Source organism: Nostoc linckia z4 (assembly GCF_002608075.1).
Taxonomy (GTDB): Bacteria; Cyanobacteriota; Cyanobacteriia; order Cyanobacteriales; family Nostocaceae; genus Nostoc; species Nostoc linckia.
Map to the genome: position 1 here is coordinate 55,732 of NZ_LAHA01000030.1, position 18,471 is coordinate 74,202.

General features: G+C 40.9%; 18 protein-coding genes and 1 pseudogene. 12 read left to right on the forward strand and 7 right to left on the reverse strand.

All coding sequences use genetic code 11. The features are described from left to right. Nucleotides 1-228 precede the first annotated feature (228 nt). On the forward strand, nt 229-681 hold the full coding sequence (locus tag VF06_RS22300; protein ID WP_099067728.1) for a pre-16S rRNA-processing nuclease YqgF: 453 nt from the start codon (nt 229-231) through the stop codon (nt 679-681). Nucleotides 682-726: 45 nt separating this feature from the next. Here the strand turns inward: VF06_RS22300 and VF06_RS22305 are convergent, their stop codons facing one another. Next, on the reverse strand, nt 727-990 hold the full coding sequence (locus VF06_RS22305; RefSeq protein WP_096537001.1) for a DUF3146 family protein: 264 nt from the start codon (nt 988-990) through the stop codon (nt 727-729). A 247-nt stretch (nt 991-1,237) separates the two neighbouring features. On the opposite strand from VF06_RS22305, the gene VF06_RS22310 reads away from it, so the two are divergent. The 4 genes from VF06_RS22310 to VF06_RS22325 all read left to right on the forward strand — a co-directional run bounded on the left by VF06_RS22310 (nt 1,238) and on the right by VF06_RS22325 (nt 4,977). Continuing rightward, nucleotides 1,238-2,104, forward strand: coding sequence for an aldo/keto reductase (locus tag VF06_RS22310; RefSeq protein WP_099067727.1), 867 nt, complete (start codon nt 1,238-1,240; stop codon nt 2,102-2,104). Nucleotides 2,105-2,547: 443 nt separating this feature from the next. Next, a complete protein-coding gene (locus VF06_RS22315; protein ID WP_180267315.1) occupies nt 2,548-3,384 on the forward strand; it encodes an EndoU domain-containing protein in 837 nt (278 codons plus the stop codon). A gap of 23 nt (nt 3,385-3,407) precedes the next feature. Beyond that, entirely contained in the window at nt 3,408-3,968 is a 561-nt protein-coding gene (locus VF06_RS22320) for a GNAT family N-acetyltransferase (protein ID WP_099067756.1), read from the forward strand. Nucleotides 3,969-4,281: 313 nt separating this feature from the next. Beyond that, nucleotides 4,282-4,977 carry a potassium channel family protein gene (locus VF06_RS22325; protein ID WP_099067726.1) on the forward strand — a complete coding sequence of 232 codons (696 nt, stop codon included), beginning with the start codon at nt 4,282-4,284 and terminating at the stop codon, nt 4,975-4,977. Nucleotides 4,978-4,990: 13 nt separating this feature from the next. Here the strand turns inward: VF06_RS22325 and VF06_RS41090 are convergent, their stop codons facing one another. Then, the gene (locus VF06_RS41090; RefSeq protein ID WP_180267316.1) at nt 4,991-5,140 is read right to left on the reverse strand and encodes a histidine kinase; all 150 of its coding nucleotides are present in this window, start codon (nt 5,138-5,140) and stop codon (nt 4,991-4,993) included. A 94-nt stretch (nt 5,141-5,234) separates the two neighbouring features. On the opposite strand from VF06_RS41090, the gene VF06_RS22335 reads away from it, so the two are divergent. Further along, on the forward strand, nt 5,235-5,993 hold the full coding sequence (locus VF06_RS22335) for a YebC/PmpR family DNA-binding transcriptional regulator (protein ID WP_099067724.1): 759 nt from the start codon (nt 5,235-5,237) through the stop codon (nt 5,991-5,993). A 104-nt stretch (nt 5,994-6,097) separates the two neighbouring features. Continuing rightward, nucleotides 6,098-6,274, forward strand: a complete 177-nt coding sequence (locus VF06_RS41095) for a hypothetical protein (RefSeq protein ID WP_180267317.1) — start codon at nt 6,098-6,100, stop codon at nt 6,272-6,274. Between the two features lie 413 nt (nt 6,275-6,687). Here VF06_RS41095 and VF06_RS22340 read toward each other — a convergent pair whose 3' ends face one another. Then, the gene (locus VF06_RS22340; RefSeq protein WP_099067723.1) at nt 6,688-6,873 is read right to left on the reverse strand and encodes a hypothetical protein; all 186 of its coding nucleotides are present in this window, start codon (nt 6,871-6,873) and stop codon (nt 6,688-6,690) included. Nucleotides 6,874-7,095: 222 nt separating this feature from the next. Between VF06_RS22340 and VF06_RS22345 the strand changes: the two genes are divergently transcribed. Beyond that, a complete protein-coding gene (locus tag VF06_RS22345; RefSeq protein WP_099067722.1) occupies nt 7,096-8,355 on the forward strand; it encodes an FAD-dependent hydroxylase in 1,260 nt (419 codons plus the stop codon). 60 nt (nt 8,356-8,415) lie between these two features. Here the strand turns inward: VF06_RS22345 and VF06_RS22350 are convergent. Further along, nucleotides 8,416-9,054: pseudogene (locus tag VF06_RS22350) on the reverse strand (Uma2 family endonuclease). 704 nt (nt 9,055-9,758) lie between these two features. Between VF06_RS22350 and VF06_RS22355 the strand changes: the two are divergent. Beyond that, nucleotides 9,759-10,640: a phytanoyl-CoA dioxygenase family protein gene (locus VF06_RS22355; protein WP_099067721.1), complete on the forward strand. Its 882-nt coding sequence runs from the start codon at nt 9,759-9,761 to the stop codon at nt 10,638-10,640. 305 nt (nt 10,641-10,945) lie between these two features. Then, complete coding sequence (locus tag VF06_RS22360; protein WP_099067720.1) at nt 10,946-13,141, forward strand: lytic transglycosylase domain-containing protein; 2,196 nt, start codon at nt 10,946-10,948, stop codon at nt 13,139-13,141. Nucleotides 13,142-13,266: 125 nt separating this feature from the next. On the opposite strand, the gene dapF is transcribed toward VF06_RS22360, so the two are convergent. Next, the gene (gene dapF / locus VF06_RS22365) at nt 13,267-14,118 is read right to left on the reverse strand and encodes a diaminopimelate epimerase (RefSeq protein WP_099067719.1); all 852 of its coding nucleotides are present in this window, start codon (nt 14,116-14,118) and stop codon (nt 13,267-13,269) included. Between the two features lie 52 nt (nt 14,119-14,170). Here dapF and VF06_RS42850 point away from each other — a divergent pair, with 52 nt between their 5' ends. Both VF06_RS42850 and VF06_RS22370 read left to right on the forward strand, forming a co-directional pair. Then, nucleotides 14,171-14,302 carry a hypothetical protein gene (locus tag VF06_RS42850; RefSeq protein ID WP_257207525.1) on the forward strand — a complete coding sequence of 44 codons (132 nt, stop codon included), beginning with the start codon at nt 14,171-14,173 and terminating at the stop codon, nt 14,300-14,302. A 134-nt stretch (nt 14,303-14,436) separates the two neighbouring features. Next, on the forward strand, nt 14,437-15,231 hold the full coding sequence (locus VF06_RS22370) for an LmeA family phospholipid-binding protein (RefSeq protein WP_180267318.1): 795 nt from the start codon (nt 14,437-14,439) through the stop codon (nt 15,229-15,231). 504 nt (nt 15,232-15,735) lie between these two features. Here the strand turns inward: VF06_RS22370 and VF06_RS22380 are convergent. Together VF06_RS22380 and VF06_RS22385 are read right to left on the reverse strand one after the other, a co-directional pair. Next, nucleotides 15,736-17,124, reverse strand: a complete 1,389-nt coding sequence (locus tag VF06_RS22380; protein ID WP_099067717.1) for a UDP-glucose dehydrogenase family protein — start codon at nt 17,122-17,124, stop codon at nt 15,736-15,738. Between the two features lie 149 nt (nt 17,125-17,273). Beyond that, entirely contained in the window at nt 17,274-18,224 is a 951-nt protein-coding gene (locus tag VF06_RS22385; RefSeq protein ID WP_099067716.1) for a UDP-glucuronic acid decarboxylase family protein, read from the reverse strand. Nucleotides 18,225-18,471: the final 247 nt, after the last annotated feature.

Genomic DNA, 18,471 nt, shown 5'->3' on the forward strand with positions numbered 1-18,471 from the left:
GTAAGGGGTAAAGGATGTATTTGAAACCTTTCCCCTTTCCCCTTTCCCCTTTAATCGAACCGTATTGGGAGATGAGCGCGGAAAGTCACGACTCGGCAGCTTACGCCGTAGACGCTTGGAGGTTAGTTTGCCGCAGCCAGCATAACTTTCCTACACAGACTCGCCACTAGCCACTAATTTATTCTGATTCCTGAATTCACCAATTCTGAATTCTTTTTTTTATTACTTATGACTTTCCGTGAATTTTCACCGACACAGCCAGTGATTTTGGGTTTCGATCCAGGTCGAGATAAATGTGGTTTAGCAGTGATGGGGCTGGATCGGCAATTATATTATCATCAAGTGGTGTCAGCAAAAGAGGCGATCGCTACCATTGAGACACTGCGTCAGCAATTCCCCATCTCCTTGATGGTGATGGGCAACCAAACAACAGCCAATCAGTGGAAACAGCAATTTTATCAAGAATTATCAGAACCCCTGAACATTATTTTAGTAGATGAGCGCTACACAACCTTAGAAGCACGCGATCGCTATTGGCAAATGTATCCGCCCAAAGGGCTAATAAAGCTACTACCACAAGGTATGCGACAGCCTCCAAGACCCATAGATGACATTGTTGCCATTCTGCTAATCGAAAGATACTTAAATCGCCTCACGGAATCAGCCAATTTTAGATTTTGAATTTTGGATTCAATCTAAAATCTAAAATCCAAAATTGAATAACTCCTAAATTTCCGCCCGAATTGTAAAAGCATAGTCTCCTCCAGGCTCTAGTTGATAATCTTGTTTCTCCAAAAATCGACCGAGGGGTTCTTTGATTAAGGCGCGACCTTGGGAGGGCTTGACGGCAAGTTCTCCCCTACGAAAATGCCACTGGAAATGCCATTCAAATTCACCTGCACTCACTTCACCCTCTAGGAAGCCGTGTTGCCAGGATTGGCGGGTAATTTTGACATGGGCAATGGTTTCTGGCAGACGTTTGGCACTCACAATGCTTTATGTCAAGTGTGGAATAACTAGCCAATTTATGTAGGCTACTTATTTTATTTACCAAACATAGCTTAAATAGACAAACTGACAAAATAAGTATTTGTAATTGAGGAGGTTATATTAATCAGCCGAAAGACTTGAGGGTAGGAATCGCCAAGTATAAGTAAATGGGAGGATTTCCGATCGATAGCTAAAAAATCTTTAACTCAGTGCTTCATAATTGGGTCAGAAAGCTATGACTAGAAGCATGGAAACCAAACAGTTAGGAAAAACAGGTATTTTTGTGAGTGCCATCGGTTTGGGTGGTATGCCGATGTCAATTTATAATCGCCCTCCCGAATCAGAATCGATCGCAGTTATTCATCGTGCCTTAGATCTGGGTATTACGTTCATTGACACTGCCGACTCTTATTGTAAAGACGAATCAGATAAGCATCACAACGAACAGTTAATTCACAAAGCACTTACCAGTTACCAAGGCGATATCAGCCAGGTAATTGTCGCAACTAAAGGCGGCTTGATGCGTCCCGATGGTAATTGGACGCGCAACGGGAACCCAGAACACTTGCGTCAAACAATTAAAGTCAGCTTTGAGGCTTTGGGCGGCGCTAAACCCATCGATGTTTGGCAATATCATTCCCCAGATAATAATTACACCATCGAAGAATCTCTTACACCAGTCAAAGAAGCAGTAGAAGCAGGTTTAATTCGTTTCGTGGGAGTTTCTAACTTTTCCGTTGAACAAATTAAGCGGGCGCAGGATGTGGTGGATATTGTTTCAGTGCAGAATCAATATAGCCCTTGGGAACGACAGCCAGAAATTGATGGCGTGTTGGAGTATTGCGAACAGCAAGGATTGACTTTTTTACCCTGGAGTCCATTTGGCGGTAGGCGTCGTCATCAAAACTTAGAAGATATTCCAGCGATCGCTCAGTTGGCTAAAGAAAAAGGCGTATCAGTATACAATATCGTTCTGGCGTGGTTACGTTCCAAGTCGCCTGTTATCTTACCAATTCCTGGAGCTAGCAAAATTTCCAGCATTGAAGACTCAGCACTAGCTATCAATGTGCAACTATCTGATGAAGATGTCCGAAAAATTGATCGGGCAACATAAGAATTCAGATGCCAAAATTCATATTCAGTTGCAATCAAAGATTGTAATTTGGGCTAGGAGTAGGAAGATGGGGAGATGACTGTTGACTGTTGACTGTTGACTGTTAAAAGTTAACAGTTAACATTGCTAAATACTAAGTAGGTAGCCATGATTAAATATAAGATGTCATTGCTTCGCTTCACTTGCAATGACAGAAGTATTCTATTTATAGAACTCATATTTGATTTGGTGAAAAAACTCAGTACACCCCTAAATTCCTTTTTTCCTGTTAAGAGTTCCCTTACTACACAAATATATTCATTAATCAAATCGGATTACCACATTTAAGTCTATCTACTTATATCACCTGATTTATTAAAAAAAAACGGGTTTTTTATCAAGTAAGCTATCTAGAGAATTAAACTTGGCATGGAACTATTATCGAAGTAGTTAAACTAGAATTTATGCAGCCAAGTTATGTAACCAATAAGTTCAAGCAGATGGTGAAAGTGTTTACTCTTTTACTACTGCTTTCGCCATTGTCTTCGCAAAATCTGGTGAACGCACAACCACAGGAAAATACCAAACTTCTGCCATTTTTTGATAATATCAATAACCCGGTTTCTGTTGGTTTTCCCGCAAGACAACAAGTAGATATTACACCACCACCACCACAGCTAAATTCCTTTGACCAAGCTGTGTTAAAAGTTTGTGGCCCCATTGGTACGAAAGTGAGTACTAATAGTTTTAAACAATTGTTATCTTCTTATCCAGATGTGTTACAGAAAATTCAACAAACTAGCGGCGGTGAACTACGTGCTGGACGTAGTAATCAAGCACAATTTCTAGAGGATTTAACTAATATTTGGTTCCAGCGCCAGGGGTTTGAACATATATTTTGTGGCGAAATCTATAATGCCAATGATATTGGCGGCTTACATTTTTATGGTAGGTATTTAGAACTACAAAACCAAGGCATAGCAGGACGCCTACCGAATAATCAAAGACGAGAGGAAGTTGTTCCTGGGGTGATTTATACAATGGGTGTGGTAATTAAACAAAAAAATCGTACAGTCACAGATGTGATTAAAGGCTATGGCTATCTTAGCAATGCTGAAGAAATACTTTTAGATACCACCAAAATCTTTAAACTCCAAGGGAACAATGAAGGAGCGTGTATTTATAATGTACGCGATCGCGAAACTGGTAAGTCCTTTTCTAATGTTTTTGTCCGGAAAGAAAAAGCCATCATTACCTATTATCCGGATGCTACTCCTTCTGGTGCAAAATGTAAAACTTGAATTGCGAATTGGAAACTGAATATATGATAATAGAAACAAATCGTTTGCTAATGCGTGAATTGATAGAAGCAGATTGGCAAGCGGTTTTTACTTATCAATCGAATCCCCTATACTTGCTTTATTCACACTGGACGCATCGTACACAGAACGATGTTTGTCAGTTTTTGCAGATGTTTATTAATCAACAAATAGAAGAACCCAGAACAAAGTTTCAGTTAGCTGTTGTTGTTAAACAAGAAAATATATTGATTGGCAATTGTGGTATTCGTATCAATAACTCTGAATTACGAGAAGCAAACATTGGCTATGAAATCAATCCTCATTATTGGGGACAAGGTTACGCAACAGAAGCCGGACAGGCAATTGTAAAGTTTGGTTTTGAAGAATTAAAAATGCATCGTATTTGGTCGTGGTGTGTTGCAGAAAATATTGCTTCCTTGAGAGTTTTAGAAAAAATTGGGATGCATCGTGAAACTCATCTACGAGAAAAAGAGTTAATCAAAGGTAGATGGTATGACAATTTTATTTACGCCATTTTAGAAAACGAGTGGAAAACATCATCAATGCCTGACATCAATTCGTAAGGGACATCACAGTGAGAAGTTTGGCACTTCCAACTCAAAAAATATTCTAGGATTTATATCATGTCCTGTTGAAGACTTATCATTAGGACTGACGCGGGGACGTGGTGACGCGGGGAATTTTTTTGATAAGTGATTAGGCGGACATGATATTACGCTGAATAACATCCTCCCCAAACCCTTGATTTTTCATCATTGCGTAAGGTAAGTAGCATATTCCATCGCTCTGAAGCCAAGAGACACCGGAGAACAGTTAAGAGTCAACAGTCAACTAATAATTGTTAAAGTAAAAACTCAAAGATTATTAGGAATATTCATGTACGTATTAATTGGTGGAGCTGGTTTAGTGGGGTTAAATTTAGCGCAGAAACTCCTAGAACTGGGGCATACTGTTGCTGTTATTGATGTCGATCCTACGGCTTGTCGCTATGCCCGCGAACAAGTTGGGGCAATGGCTTTTGAAGGAAGTGCCGTGAGTACAGAAGTATTGTTAGAAGCTGGGATTCGCAAAGCTAGCTCTTTGGCTGCTGTACTACGCAGTGATGCCTTAAACTTAGCGATGGTAACTCTTGCTAAACATTATGGCGTTCCTCATATTTTAAGTCGGATGCGTCACTCTGATTTTGGCGAACCCCTGCGTCTGGCTGGAGCAAATCACATCATCAGTACTGTTGAACTATCTGTTTCCACAATGGTAAATGCCATCGAGTTTCCACAAGTAGAATCGATGATGCATTTTGAGCAAGGACAGATTGAGGTGCTTAAACTTTCTATCCCCAATAACTGCTATGTTGTTGGTCGTAGCGTTGCTGAAATTGCTCAGGATTCAAGGTTTCCCACTGGCTCGCTAATTATTGGCTATCAACCTCATCCCCACGATAATTTGATGATTCCTAATGGCAGTACAGTACTACAACCTAATTCAACTGTGCTGATTGTAACTAAACCAGGATGTCTACACCAAGTTATCGATTTTATAGAAGGCTGTAATGACATACCAGAGAAAAAGTAGCTTGGTATGGCGTTTATGGGCATTGGGCATGGGGCATGGGGCATTGGGCATGGGGCATTGGGCATTGGGCATGGAGACAAGGGGGACAAGGGGGACAAGGTAGCAATTTTTCTCCCCTATCTCCCCCATCTCCCCTATCTCCCCCATCTCCCCATCTCCCCATCTCCCTTATCTCCCTCTTACCAAATCCACCTTTGCATCTGGGTAAAAGCTGGGTATATCCTAATCTTGAAGTAGAGTTTTGATAATTTCGGATTATGGCAGGACATAGTAAATGGGCAAATATTAAGCGTCAAAAGGCGGTAGTAGATGCAAAAAAGGGAAAAACCTTCACTCAGTTATCGAGGGCGATTATTGTTGCAGCGAGAAGTGGTGTACCAGATCCAGCGCTGAATTTTCAACTCCGCACAGCTATCGATAAGGCAAAGGCAGCAAGTATCCCTAATGATAATATTGAACGGGCGATCGCTAAAGGTGCAGGCACTTTTGGTACAGACAGTGCCAATTTTGAAGCGATTCGCTATGAAGGTTACGGCCCCGGTGGTGTCGCAATTTTAATTGAAGCGCTGACAGATAATCGCAATCGCACAGCCGCCGATTTGCGTGCGGCTTTTAGTAAAAATGGTGGTAACTTGGGTGAAACAGGCTGTGTTAGCTGGATGTTTGACCAAAAAGGTGTTTGTATCGTTCCAGGTGTGGTTAATGAGGAACAACTTTTAGAAGCATCCTTAGAAGGTGGCGCTGAGTCTTATGAAATGACTGAAGATGAAATGGCTGAGGTATTTACTGAAATCGGAAATTTAGAAACCCTCAGCCAAACACTTAAGGATAAAGGCTTTCAGGTAACTGATGCTGAATTGCGCTGGATTCCGAGTAATAGTGTAGAAGTTACCGATCCTGAGCAAGCGCGATCGCTTTTCAAATTAATTGATACTCTAGAAGCCTTAGATGATGTTCAAAATGTCACGGCTAACTTTGAAGTAGCAGAAGAGTTAATCAGTCTCAGCATTTCTTAATAAAAATCCGTCCAAACAGACATCAAAGATTCACATCAATTACAACGCAATGACATATACGTATTAGATAGTTGTAGTGTTCAACAATTGATGAGGAATTGCAAGTGAATAACTTCGCGAAAGCTTTAGTTTTGGCTTTAATATTTGCTACCCCCGTAGCTATTTCTGCGCCTGCTGTGCAAGCTGGAACTATACACCCTACTAAGATAAAAACTGTCAAGGTTCATCAGAAACACTACAAACATCACAAGCATCATCCAGTTCATAAAGCTCATAAATAATGACTATTAAGTAGTTCAACCTAATTAAACGTCAAATGTCATTACAAGCGGAACTTAGCATAGTGCAGACACCTGATTACCATAGGGTTTTGTAGAGAAGAATAGTAATCGCAAAGAATCTATTTTACATTTTTTAAGGTTGACCTACTTAACTACAAAAACTTGTAGTAAAACTGCAATTAATTTAGTCTCTTTCTTACACCACTATATTCATGATTCAACCCGCTGTATTTCATAATCAGCGGGTATTTTTAATAATATAGGTCTAAATTATATAAATATTCGTGGTGGTTGTTAACTGTTGACTGTTGTCAGCTACGAATTAATGTGCTATCAAATAGTTTGATGATAGACTATGGCAATTATATTTAATTGGGTCAAAAACTCGCTTTTATATCTAAAAATTTGATTCCCTACTTCCTATCTAATTTATTAACATTGGCATCACCACCAATAATTGCTTGGAACAAATTCCCTAGCACATAAAAACATGTTCCAGCTAACAAAATAAACATTAAACCTGCAAGGGCAGCAAAGGGAGAAGTAATAAATAAAAGTAAAAATACAAACATTAAAACGCTAAGTATAGTCTTATTCATTTTTTTTGACCTTTAATAGTTGTTTGTCTCAAGTTAACAATTACAGCAATTTTCAGGTAAATAGACCACGTGCTAAGGGCGCAAAGCCTTGCGCTCCTACGACACATGTGGTTCAAATAGTAAATCTTTCGATTGTTTTTTGCTGGGTCAATAAGCTGAACTTGCTTAAAAAGCCGCGATCGCGTCAAAATAAGAGTTAAGATGCTGTAATTTATCTTCACAATGGCGCTAGCAGAGCTTAATCAAACTTTTTACTCTCCCCAAACAACATCAGACAAGCGGGGATACGAATACGATTTGGTAATTGTAGGCGGTGGAATTGTTGGGTTAACTTTAGCCTCTGCCTTAAAAGATTCTGGCTTGAGTGTACTGCTGATTGAGGCAAAAGTGGCGTCAGCGGCGGTAGCTAAGGGTCAAGCCTATGCAATTCACATGCTTTCGTCCCTAATTTACCAAGGAATTGGAGTGTGGGACAAAATGTTGCCCGAAATTGCCAAATATTGCCGGGTTCGTCTTTCTGATGCCGATTATCCTGGTGTGGTGGAATTTGTCACAGATGATATAGGTACGCCAGAGTTGGGTTATGTGGCGGAACACCAAGCGCTATTGGAACCGTTGCAGGAGTTTGTCAGAAATTGTGCAAATGTCACTTATCTGTGTCCGGCTGAGGTGATAAAAACACAGTATCAACAAGACATTGTAGCCATAGATATTAAAGTTGCTGGCGAACTACGAACTATTAAAAGTAAATTACTCGTAGCCGCAGATGGATCGCGATCGCCAATTCGTCAAGCTGCTGGTATCAAAACCTCTGGCTGGAAATATTGGCAGTCTTGCATAGTTGCGTTTGTCAAACCAGAGAAACCCCACAATAACACTGCTTACGAAAGATTTTGGTCTAGCGGCCCCTTTGCAATTTTACCTCTACCAGGGAATCGCTGCCGCATTGTGTGGACAGCGCCTCACGAAGAAGCAAAAGCTTTGTGTGCTTTAGATGATGAACAATTTTTAAAAGAATTAACCCGTCGCTATGGCAATCAGATGGGAAAATTGGAACTATTGGGAGATCGCTTTATTTTTCCAGTACAACTCATGCAAAGCGATCGCTATGTTCTTCCCCGACTAGCATTAATTGGTGATGCTGCACACAACTGTCATCCCGTGGGGGGACAAGGTTTAAATTTGGGTATTCGGGATGCAGCAGCTTTGGCGCAAGTAATCCAAGCAGCCCACAACAAAGGTAAAGATATTGGCGAGATGCAAATTCTCAAACGTTATGAACGTTGGCGCAAGTTAGAAAACCTGACAATTCTAGGTTTTACCGATTTGTTAGACCGAATGTTTTCTAATAATTTCTTGCCTGTGGTGGTGGTTCGGCGTCTGGGTTTATGGTTATTGCAGCGAGTACCTATGTTGAAAGTATTTATGCTGAAGTTAATGATTGGTTTGAAGGGACGGACTCCAGAATTGGCAAAACGATAAAACAGGCAATAGCTTTGCGAAAGTCTTTTGGCGCTGGGGTTTTACAATCTACCAGAAACCCTAGACCAGACCAGCTTGAAAAATCTGGTTTGGGGTGAGATTTAATTCGGGGAAAGTTTGGGAAATAATGCGTTGTTTACCGCCGCAGGCATCGCTTTCTCGAAACTTACTTATCTGATATTCTCCATCAACCAAGTTACAAACCAAGATTGTCGGTTGCTTGGGGTTACCGATAAAATTACGTCCACCCAAGGCAGCATAATCGACAATCCAGTATTCAGGAATACCCATTTCCTCGTAATCAGCGTATTTTAAATAGTAATCGTCTCGCCAGTTGGTTGATACAATTTCAATTACCAAAGGTATCGATGCACCCACGCTAACAATAGATTGTTTTTGCCATAATTTTTCATTTGCCAGATTTGCACGATTTAGCACCAAAACATCTGGGAAGTAACCAGAATCTTTTTCAGGAGGTCTAACGATAACTTAGTTGGAGATACCATAGGGCAATCCTAGACGTTTGATTTCAACAGGAATTTCCACACGCAAAAAGCTTTTAACTTCTTCGTGTTCCCCTACTGGTTGCGCCATTTCAACAATGTCTCCGTTATGTAGTTCGTAGCGTACCTCTGAATTTTAGGGTAGCCAATCGACAAATTCCTCAAAGGTTACTTGCTTGGGTATGGCTTGAGTCATAAATGATAGAGAATTACTGCTGATAGAAATATTATCTCTCTGTTATCAGTTGCCTGCTCAGTGAAAGAGCGATCGCACTTACGAAGGCTACTCTTCGAGAACGCCTACATTCAACTTGGCTTCATTAGGCAATGACGTTGTGTAATTTAGTGCTTGTTGAATAAACTGAAAACTCCAATCAATAAGCTAATGCGCCCTGAAAAAGCATAACTTGTTGACCGTTGACAGTTAACGGTCAACAGTCAACAATCTAATCAAGGCAATGTGCAACGCCAAATGCAGAACAGCTTAGAATCAGGGGCATTGCATAATTGTGGGATGATTTTGGAATTTGCATCAACCATAATTCCCGCCTTTGATGTGTCCCTTTATAACAAATTCAACCTTATTAGATTAATTTTAAATAATCTACTTTTAGAAGTATTTTAAAATTTTGGTCAACCGACTATAGTAATAAGCCACAACGGCAATAATCATACATTCATCAGGCATTATTATATTTGTTTAAGCGCATATTAATTGAAGTTAATACTTCAAGGTAACTCCAAAAAATAAATTGTTCCGATTGAGGTCGTTGACTGTTCACTGTTGACTGCTGACTGTCAACGGTTAACAGTCTTCTGTGGAATATTTTTTGACTTGGAAGTCCCCAATCGCTTTGCTGTGACTTTTAAGTTATTTTTCAATAAATTTTAAGAGACAAGATGAAGACAATTATCAACAAGGTTCACAATCGGATCGTAGAAAACCTTTATCGAGTCCCATTGTTAAACAATAAGGCTGAGCTTTTATATCAAGCAGCGATCGAAAAACATATTGATTATCTACCTATGATTTCGACCGCAGATATGATTTTGGTTGAAACTCTCAAAAGTCAGGGAATAGTTTTAACTTCGTTAGCAGAGCTTTCAATTCCTTCTACTCCAGAAATGTTTCAGTCTGCACAAAGCTTGATGCCAAAAATCCCCAAAAGTATTTCTGGACAAAAGAATGAATTTATGATTCATGCTAGTTGCGAGCAAATGATGGAGCATCCAGAAATTTTTTTTTGGGGAATTCAACAGCGTTTACTCAATATTATTGAACATTATCTTGGTTTGCCAGTAGCTTATCACGATCCTTCTTTTCGCAGAGATATTGCTAATCCAGTAGAACAAAAATCAAGGCTATGGCATCTAGATAAAGAAGACCGTAAAGTACTAAAGGTGATTGTTTATTTAAATGATGTAAATGATGATGGAGGCCCGTTTCAATATATTCCCAAATCTGATTATTCAAAAGTAGCACGCTCTCTAAGCTATAAATATCGCTACATTCGAGACAAAACCATGCGACAGATTATACCGCCATTAAACTGGAAATCTTGTACAGGAGTTGCTGGCACTGTAATTATGGCTGACACTGCTAATGTCTTTCATCGAGGAAAGATACCTTTATATTCAGATAGATTCACAATATTTTTTGACTACACTTCGAGATCGCCAAAACACCCGTTTTATTGTAAACCTCCATTGAGAGACGAGTATTTACAAATCATCACTCCCAAGCTTTCCCAACATCAAAGGCAATGTGTTTTTTGGCGTTAAAATCTGAAGCAAGTGTCGCGGATTTAACACTTGATATCTTTTTGTGTTGGCTGTTAACCATTGACAGCTAACTCACCAAAGTGTATCGAATTGTCGTTGGAATAATATAAAAATTGTTACATTTATCCTAGAGATAGATGTAACATTGTTTAAACTACGCTACCTCCTCAGTACTGTCAACCGTAAGATTGAAAATTAGTATTTTTGTACATAAAATTAAAAATCTGAAATTAAAAATTGGTAACACTGATGGTTAGGAGTGCTAGAGTTTCAAGAAATTCATCGGAACTTTTCAGCGGGTATTCATGCTGAAGAAACTACAAAAAAAGCAAATTTCCATAATTGCGGCTGCGGCGCTGTTTGCCTTTTCAGCGGGGGCAATGGTATCAGCACCAGAGATTGGCAAATCTCTGGGGCAATGGCTCAAATTTGGGAAAAATCAGGTAGAGCAAGCATCTGACGCTAGCGTTGCTCAATCAGCTGTTTTTCCACTGATATCACAATCTCTGCCAGAACGGGCAGCAAAACTAGCTGCCATCGCCGGACAGTCGCCTTCTGTTGACCGCAATCGCGCTCGTTATCTTTTGGCGAGTGATTACATTGAAAGAACCCAAGGAAAAAAAGCTCTGGCCTTGTTGGAAGGATTAGAAAAAGACTATCCAACCCTCGCACCTTATATTTTGCTCAAACAAGCCCAGGCAGAAGATATGCTGGGTGAGGACGGCAAAGCCTCGGATCTCAGGCGAAAAGTCCTGAAAGAGTATCCCAAAGAACCAGCCGCAGTCAAAGCGCTGTATCTAATTGCCCAACCAAAGGAACAGGAAACAGCCATCGCTCAATTTCCTTCTAATCCCTTGACTTGGGAAATAATCCGCAAACGCTTACAAGAAAATCCCAATCAACCTAAATTACAGTTGATTTTGGCAAAATACGCCTACGACCAAGCAGGTATAGTGGGCGTTTTGGATGGGTTAGTTAAACAGCCTAACCTCAAAGCCGAAGATTGGGAACTCATAGGTACAGCCTATTGGGAAAATAATCAATTTCTCAAAGCCGGGAATGCTTATGCCAAAGCACCCAAAACAGCCCGCAATCTCTACCGTACTGCACGGGGGTTACAGGTAGGGGGCAAAGATAAAGAAAAAGCCATCGCCACATATAAACAATTGGTGCAGCAATTTCCCCAAGCAAAAGAAACTGGTACTGCACTGCTGCGATTAGCAGAAATGGCCAAAACTCCCAAAGATGGCTTGCCTTATCTTGACCAGGTAATTAGTAAATTCCCCGACCAAGCCGGTGCTGCACTGGTACAAAAAGCCAAAACTTTCCAAGCACTCAAAGATCAAAAGTCAGCTAGCTCGGCTTGGGAATTACTGTTGGGCAAATACGGTAATTCTGACGAAGCAGCAGAGTATCGCTGGAAAGTCGCCCAAGATAAAGCGAACAACAAAGATTACATCGCTGCATGGCAATGGGCAGAACCAATTGTTACCAACAATCCCAACAGTATTTTGGCTCCAAGAGCAGGCTTTTGGGTGGGTAAATGGGCGGCTGCATTAGGAAAACAGCAAGAATCTCAAACTGCTTATGAGTATACGATTAGCCAGTTTCCCTACTCTTACTATGCATGGCGATCGGCGACGATGTTGGGGTTGAATGTCGGTAACTTTGACAACGTGCGCTCAATGAACCCAGAAGTCCTTGCACCCCAGCGTTCATTACCTCCCGCAGGTTCTGAAACTTTCAAAGAATTGTATCTGTTGGGTCAAGACCGGGATGCTTGGTTACAGTGGCAAACAGAATTTCAGAATAAACTTCAGCCAACGGTAGCAGAGCAATTTACTGAAGGCTTGATGCAGCTGGCAAGGGGAGAAAATCTCATCGGAATTGACAAAATTTCTAAATTGGAAGACCGGGAAATACCAGCTGAACTTGCCGAATATCAAACTCTAAGCAAACAAATCTCTTATTGGCAAGCCCGTTATCCATTTCCCTATTTGCGAGAAATTGAAAAATGGTCTACTGAGCGTCAACTCAATCCTTTGCTAGTAACTGCCTTAATTCGTCAAGAGTCCAGATTTCAACCCAAAATTAAATCTGTGGCAAATGCTACTGGTTTAATGCAGTTGTTACCGAGTACAGCTCAATGGATTGCCCCACAAATTAAGTTGGATAGCAAAACAATAAATCTAGAAGATCCTAACCAAAACATCATGCTGGGTACATGGTATTTGGATCATACCCATCAGCAATATAACAATAATTCCTTGTTAGCGATCGCCAGTTATAATGCCGGCCCTGGCAATGTCTCCAAATGGCTGCAAACTTACACTACACAAGACCCAGATGAATTTGTGGAAGACATTCCTTTTGATGAAACCAAAAATTATGTACGTCAAGTATTTGGCAATTACTGGAATTATCTCAGACTTTACAACCCTGAAATTTCCAGCATAGTGGCAAAGTACTCGAATACACATCCGAAACTGCCGACACAGTGAAATGGGGGACTGGGGAGATGAGGGAAAGGGGAAAAGGTTAAAGGTTAAAGGGAAAAGGAATAAATTTAATCTTTCCCCTTTTCCCCTTTTCCCCTTTCCCCTTTCCCATGCCCCATGCCCAATATTCAATACTCAAAAACTTCAAGGGACATTAGACCTTCAGCTACTTTGGTGACGGAGCCGGTCATGGTAACTGTAAAATCATCACTGATGGCGATCGCAATTTGTCCTCCTGGCATGTGAACTGTAATTTCTGAATCACACAAGTTCAATTTGTGGGCAACAGCCGCCGCAGCACTGCTACTACTGCCAGATGCTAAGGTGTAACCTGCTCCTCTTTCCCAAATCTCAATTTGAATATTTTGCCGATCTTTAACTTTCATAAACTGAACGTTGGTACGGTTGGGAAAGTAAGGATGAATTTCTAGCAAAGAACCATACTGTTTAGCAATTTCGGGTGTGACTTCCGGTAGCTGAATAACGCAGTGTGGATTTCCAATGGTGGCTGCACAAAAGCTAAAAATTTGGTCGGCGACGGTAATACTTTCTTGGAGAACTTCTCTTGAGTCTCCTGTCACGGGAATTTTTTCACTTTGAAAGCTTACACGACCCATTTCTACTCGAACACTTCTACCCGATTCGGTAACCCGCCCTTGGACTCGCCCGCCAAGGGTGTCAATTTCAAATTCTTCTTCTTGAACAATTTGGTTATCCCACAAATAGCGACAAAAGATTCTCAAACCGTTACCACTTTTTTCTGCCTCACTACCATCTGGATTAAAAATCCGCAATCCAAATTTCGCATTTTTGGCTGGTAAGGGGCCAAACAGAATACCATCTGAGCCAATGCCAAAATTTCGATGGCAAATTCGCTGAATTTTTTCTGGGGTTAATTCAAATGCTAAATTTTCAGGAGAAATAACTAAATAATCATTTCCGAGAGCATGATACTTAGAGTATTTAACTTGAGCAAACATAGTAGATATCTTAAACAATAGATATCTTAAGGGAATTACAGCAGAATTTAGTATGGACTACGCTAAAAAAAAGTCAGAATTAGACTTGTTCTTGCACATACCAAACATGACCACCGGATGCAGCGTAATTTCCTACAAAGTCAAGTTGGCGATCGCATTAAATCACATTAATTATAAAAAGTAATATTAGACACATTTTATCTGGTAATATTAACGATCCTGACTTTGGTCATTGAAAGAATCAATCATGGGATCGCTTGCTCTATCGTTCACAATTTGTTACAAAAGTACAAAGAACTTCTAGAGACTAAAAACCACATGTTCGGCGGACTTACTGGTTTACAAAATCCTAAAGGCACAGATTGGGGAGAGCAGATGCTCAACACAGTCGCCAGCCAAACGATTCGCCACTTGTTTACTCAAAGCGAGTCAGTAGAAGTCTTTGTGCGCTGTTATCCTTCTAGCAAACTGTTGCAAGGCAGCATTGATAGCTTCAAAATGAGCGGTCGGGGCTTATTAATCCGCAAAGATTTTGCGGTGGAGGAGATGTCATTTGAAACCGATGCGGTGTCTATTGATTTCGGCTCAGTTTTAAGTGGCAAACTTACCCTCAAACAACCTACTCAGGCAGTCGCTCAGGTAATCTTGTCAGAAGCAGGCATTAACCATGCTTTCAAAGCTGAATTAGTGAAAAAGCGTTTGCTTAACCTCACTGTACCATCTTTAACAGCATTATCTGGCGGTCAACCTGTTTCCTTTACCGAAGTCCAGGTACAGCTATTACCGGGAAATCAGTTGCAGCTGGAAGCCAAAGCAGATTTAAATAATGGCGAACTTGTACCTTTAAGTATGACTCTCACCATCGGTATTGAAAAGCGGCGGCGAGTTTCCTTTAAAGACCCAAAAATTCAGATCGAACGAGTGCCAGAAGCACAACGCGAAATTTCCCAAACCTTGAGCTTAGCACTGGTGGAAATTTTGGATAATATGGTTGACTTAGACAGATTTGACCTTGATGGAGTGAAGATGCGACTCAACCGATTAGAAACCGAAGGTCAAAAACTAATTTTCAGTGGATATGCTGAAATAGAGCGAATTCCACGTAACTCTTAAGTGATTATTTGGAGTTTGATAGCCAAAATGTTTATAGCAGAATTATATAAATTTTAAACTAGTAGGAATCGTCATTGGGCATGGGGCATGGGGCATGGGGCAGAGGGGAAAAACTTATCTCCCCTGCTCCCCTGTTCCCCAGTACGGTTAGGATAAGCAGTATGAACTTCCCTTGTAGTCTGGGACAAGGTTAAGGCGTAAGGGGTAAAGCATGTATTTGAAACCTTTTCCCTTTCCCCTTTCCCCTTTCCCCTTTTCCCTTTCCCCTTTCCCCTTTTCCCTTTTCCCTTTCCCCTTTCCCCTTTCCCCTTCCCCCTTCCCCTTTCCCCGAACCGTATTACCCTGCTCCCTTGTCTCCCTAGCTATAAATCTTGTTGAATACGAAAAATAAAAGGGCCACAACATTGTTATGACCCTTTTGATTTAAAAAAGCTAGAAATTTCAAATTCAATCTCGCAAAATAGAGAATTCACAATTCTCTATTCTGATTTCTGGCAAAATGCTTTATCTTCCAATTCCTACATATTGGAATCCAGCCCGCACCATTACTTCGGGGTCGAGGAAGTTACGACCATCAATAATTACGGGGTGAGCCATCAATTTTGCCATCTTCAGGTAGTCGAGAGTGCTGAACTGTTTCCATTCGGTGACGAGTACTAAAGCATCGCAGCCGTCGGCTAATCTTTCAGCGTCGGTTTCTACTAACACGCCAGAAAGGCCATGACGCATACCTGTTTGAGAAACAATAGGGTCGTAGGCTTTGACTTTAGCTCCTAGTCGGTTGAGTTGTTCAATTAAGTTGAGGGCTGGAGCATCGCGCATATCATCGGTATCAGGCTTAAAGGTGAGACCGAGTAGCCCAACAGTTTTGCCTTTGAGGATTTTCAGGACTTGTTGCAGTTTTTCGAGAGCAATTAAACGTTGGCGGTCGTTGACGTTGACTGCGGATTTGAGCAATTCTGCTTCATAGCCATAGTCGTCAGCTGTATGAATGAGGGCGGAGACATCTTTGGGGAAGCAAGAACCACCCCAACCAATACCGGCTTGTAAAAATTTGTTACCAATGCGGGAGTCTAGACCGATACCTTTAGCAACTTGGGTAACATCAGCACCAACGCGATCGCAAATGTTAGCAACTTCATTGATAAAACTAATCTTAGTGGCCAAAAAGGCATTAGCGGCGTATTTGATCATTTCCGCTGAACTGAGGTCTGTTGCCAGAATTGGTACTGGAGGTAAGGATGGATCGGCTGCGTATTTGCGTTCTACAATTGGGGCATACAGTTGTTCCATTAAGGCTATTGCTCTGGGACTGTTGCCTCCTAGTACAATGCGATCGGGGTTGAAGGTGTCGTAAACTGCTGAACCTTCACGCAAAAATTCTGGATTGCTGACGACATCAAACTCGGCGACAAACTCAGGTGATTTTTCTTCAGATACGCCACCTGCGGCTACCAAAGTTTTCTGCCGTTCAGCGATACCGTCTAGAACAATCATCCGCACCCAGTCACCTGAACCAATGGGTACTGTTGATTTATTCACAATGACTTTGTAGCCATTGTTGAGGTTTGTCCCAATACCACGGGCCACAGCTTCAACATAACGAGTATCGCTCTCACCAGTTGGTAAAGGTGGTGTTCCTACAGCAATAAACAGAATTTCTCCGTGGGCGACTCCCGCAGCCAAATCGCTGGTGAAATGAATTTTATCTGCTTGAATAGCAGACTGCATGATTTCTGAAAGTCCCGGTTCAAAAATCGGAGACTGACCAGATTTCATTAATTTGACTTTTTCTTCGTTGTTGTCTACGCAAATGACATCATGCCCAATATGAGCTAAGCAAGCACCTGTAACTAAACCGACGTAACCAGTACCAATTACGCAAACACGCATTTTTAACTCCTCGCTTAATTCAGCGTTAGTTTAACAAAAGAAATAGTCAATATGACACTTATACACCGAGAGGAAACACAGCCACTTAAAGTACCGGCTACCAAATAGGATAAGCTTGCAGGAAACTTGAGAGCAAGACTAGGTGCTGCTCATGAGGCTGAATTTTTAGCATCGCTGTTCATGCGATCGCGGAAATCTTCTATTGTTAGTTTTAACCCCTCTTGCAAAGGAATGGTAGGTTCCCAATTTAACCAAGTTTTCGCCTTTGTAATATCGGGTTGGCGACGCCGGGGGTCGTCGGAAGGTAGCGGCTCGAATTTAATCTGTGCATCTGGGTTAATCATGTTTTGCACAGCTTGTGCCAATTGTAAAATTGTATACTCTCCTGGATTACCCAAATTTACTGGGCCGACATAATCGCCGTTCATCAGGCGAATAAATCCTTCCACCAAATCGGAAACGTAGCAAAAACTCCGGGTTTGCGAACCATCTCCATAAACCGTTAAAGGAGTACCTCGCAAGGCTTGAACTATAAAGTTACTCACTACCCGACCATCATTTTCTAACATTCTCGGCCCGTATGTATTAAATATCCGAGCAACTCGAATATCAACTTTATTTTGCCTGTAATAATCAAATGCTAGAGTTTCAGCGATTCTTTTACCTTCGTCGTAACAAGAACGTATACCAATGGGATTAACACTACCTCTGTATTCTTCGGTTTGGGGATGAATTTCTGGATCTCCGTATACTTCGCTAGTTGATGCTAAGAAAAACCTAGCTTTCACGCGCTTGGCCAGCCCCAACATATTCAGCGTTCCCATCACGTTAGTTTTAACGGTTTTTACTGGGTTGTATTGATAATGTACTGGAGAAGCAGGACAAGCTAAATGATAAATTTGATCGACTTCTAGGCGAATTGGTTCGGTAATATCGTGGCGAATTAATTCAAAGTACGGATGACCTAACCATTTAAGAATGTTACGTTTATGACCTGTATAAAAATTATCTAAGCATATTATTTCATGCCCTTCGTTCATTAGTCGGTCGATGAGATGGGAACCAATAAACCCAGCACCGCCCGTCACCAAAATTCTCATAGTTTCCCAATTACTTACAAATATTTTCAGTAGCTATTGCACTTATCTTTTAGGTTACCCAGCTTGGGCACAAAAATACAGAACTAAAAATGAGCAACCCCTAATCAAAAACTGTTTAAGGTTGTACTTTTGTTATGTTTTAACCTACTTTGTTAACAATTTAACCAGCAAAATAACAAACATTGTCTAACAGTTGTTGTCTTTTACCTAAAGTTCATCAAATCTTCAATAATATAAAATGTTTTTA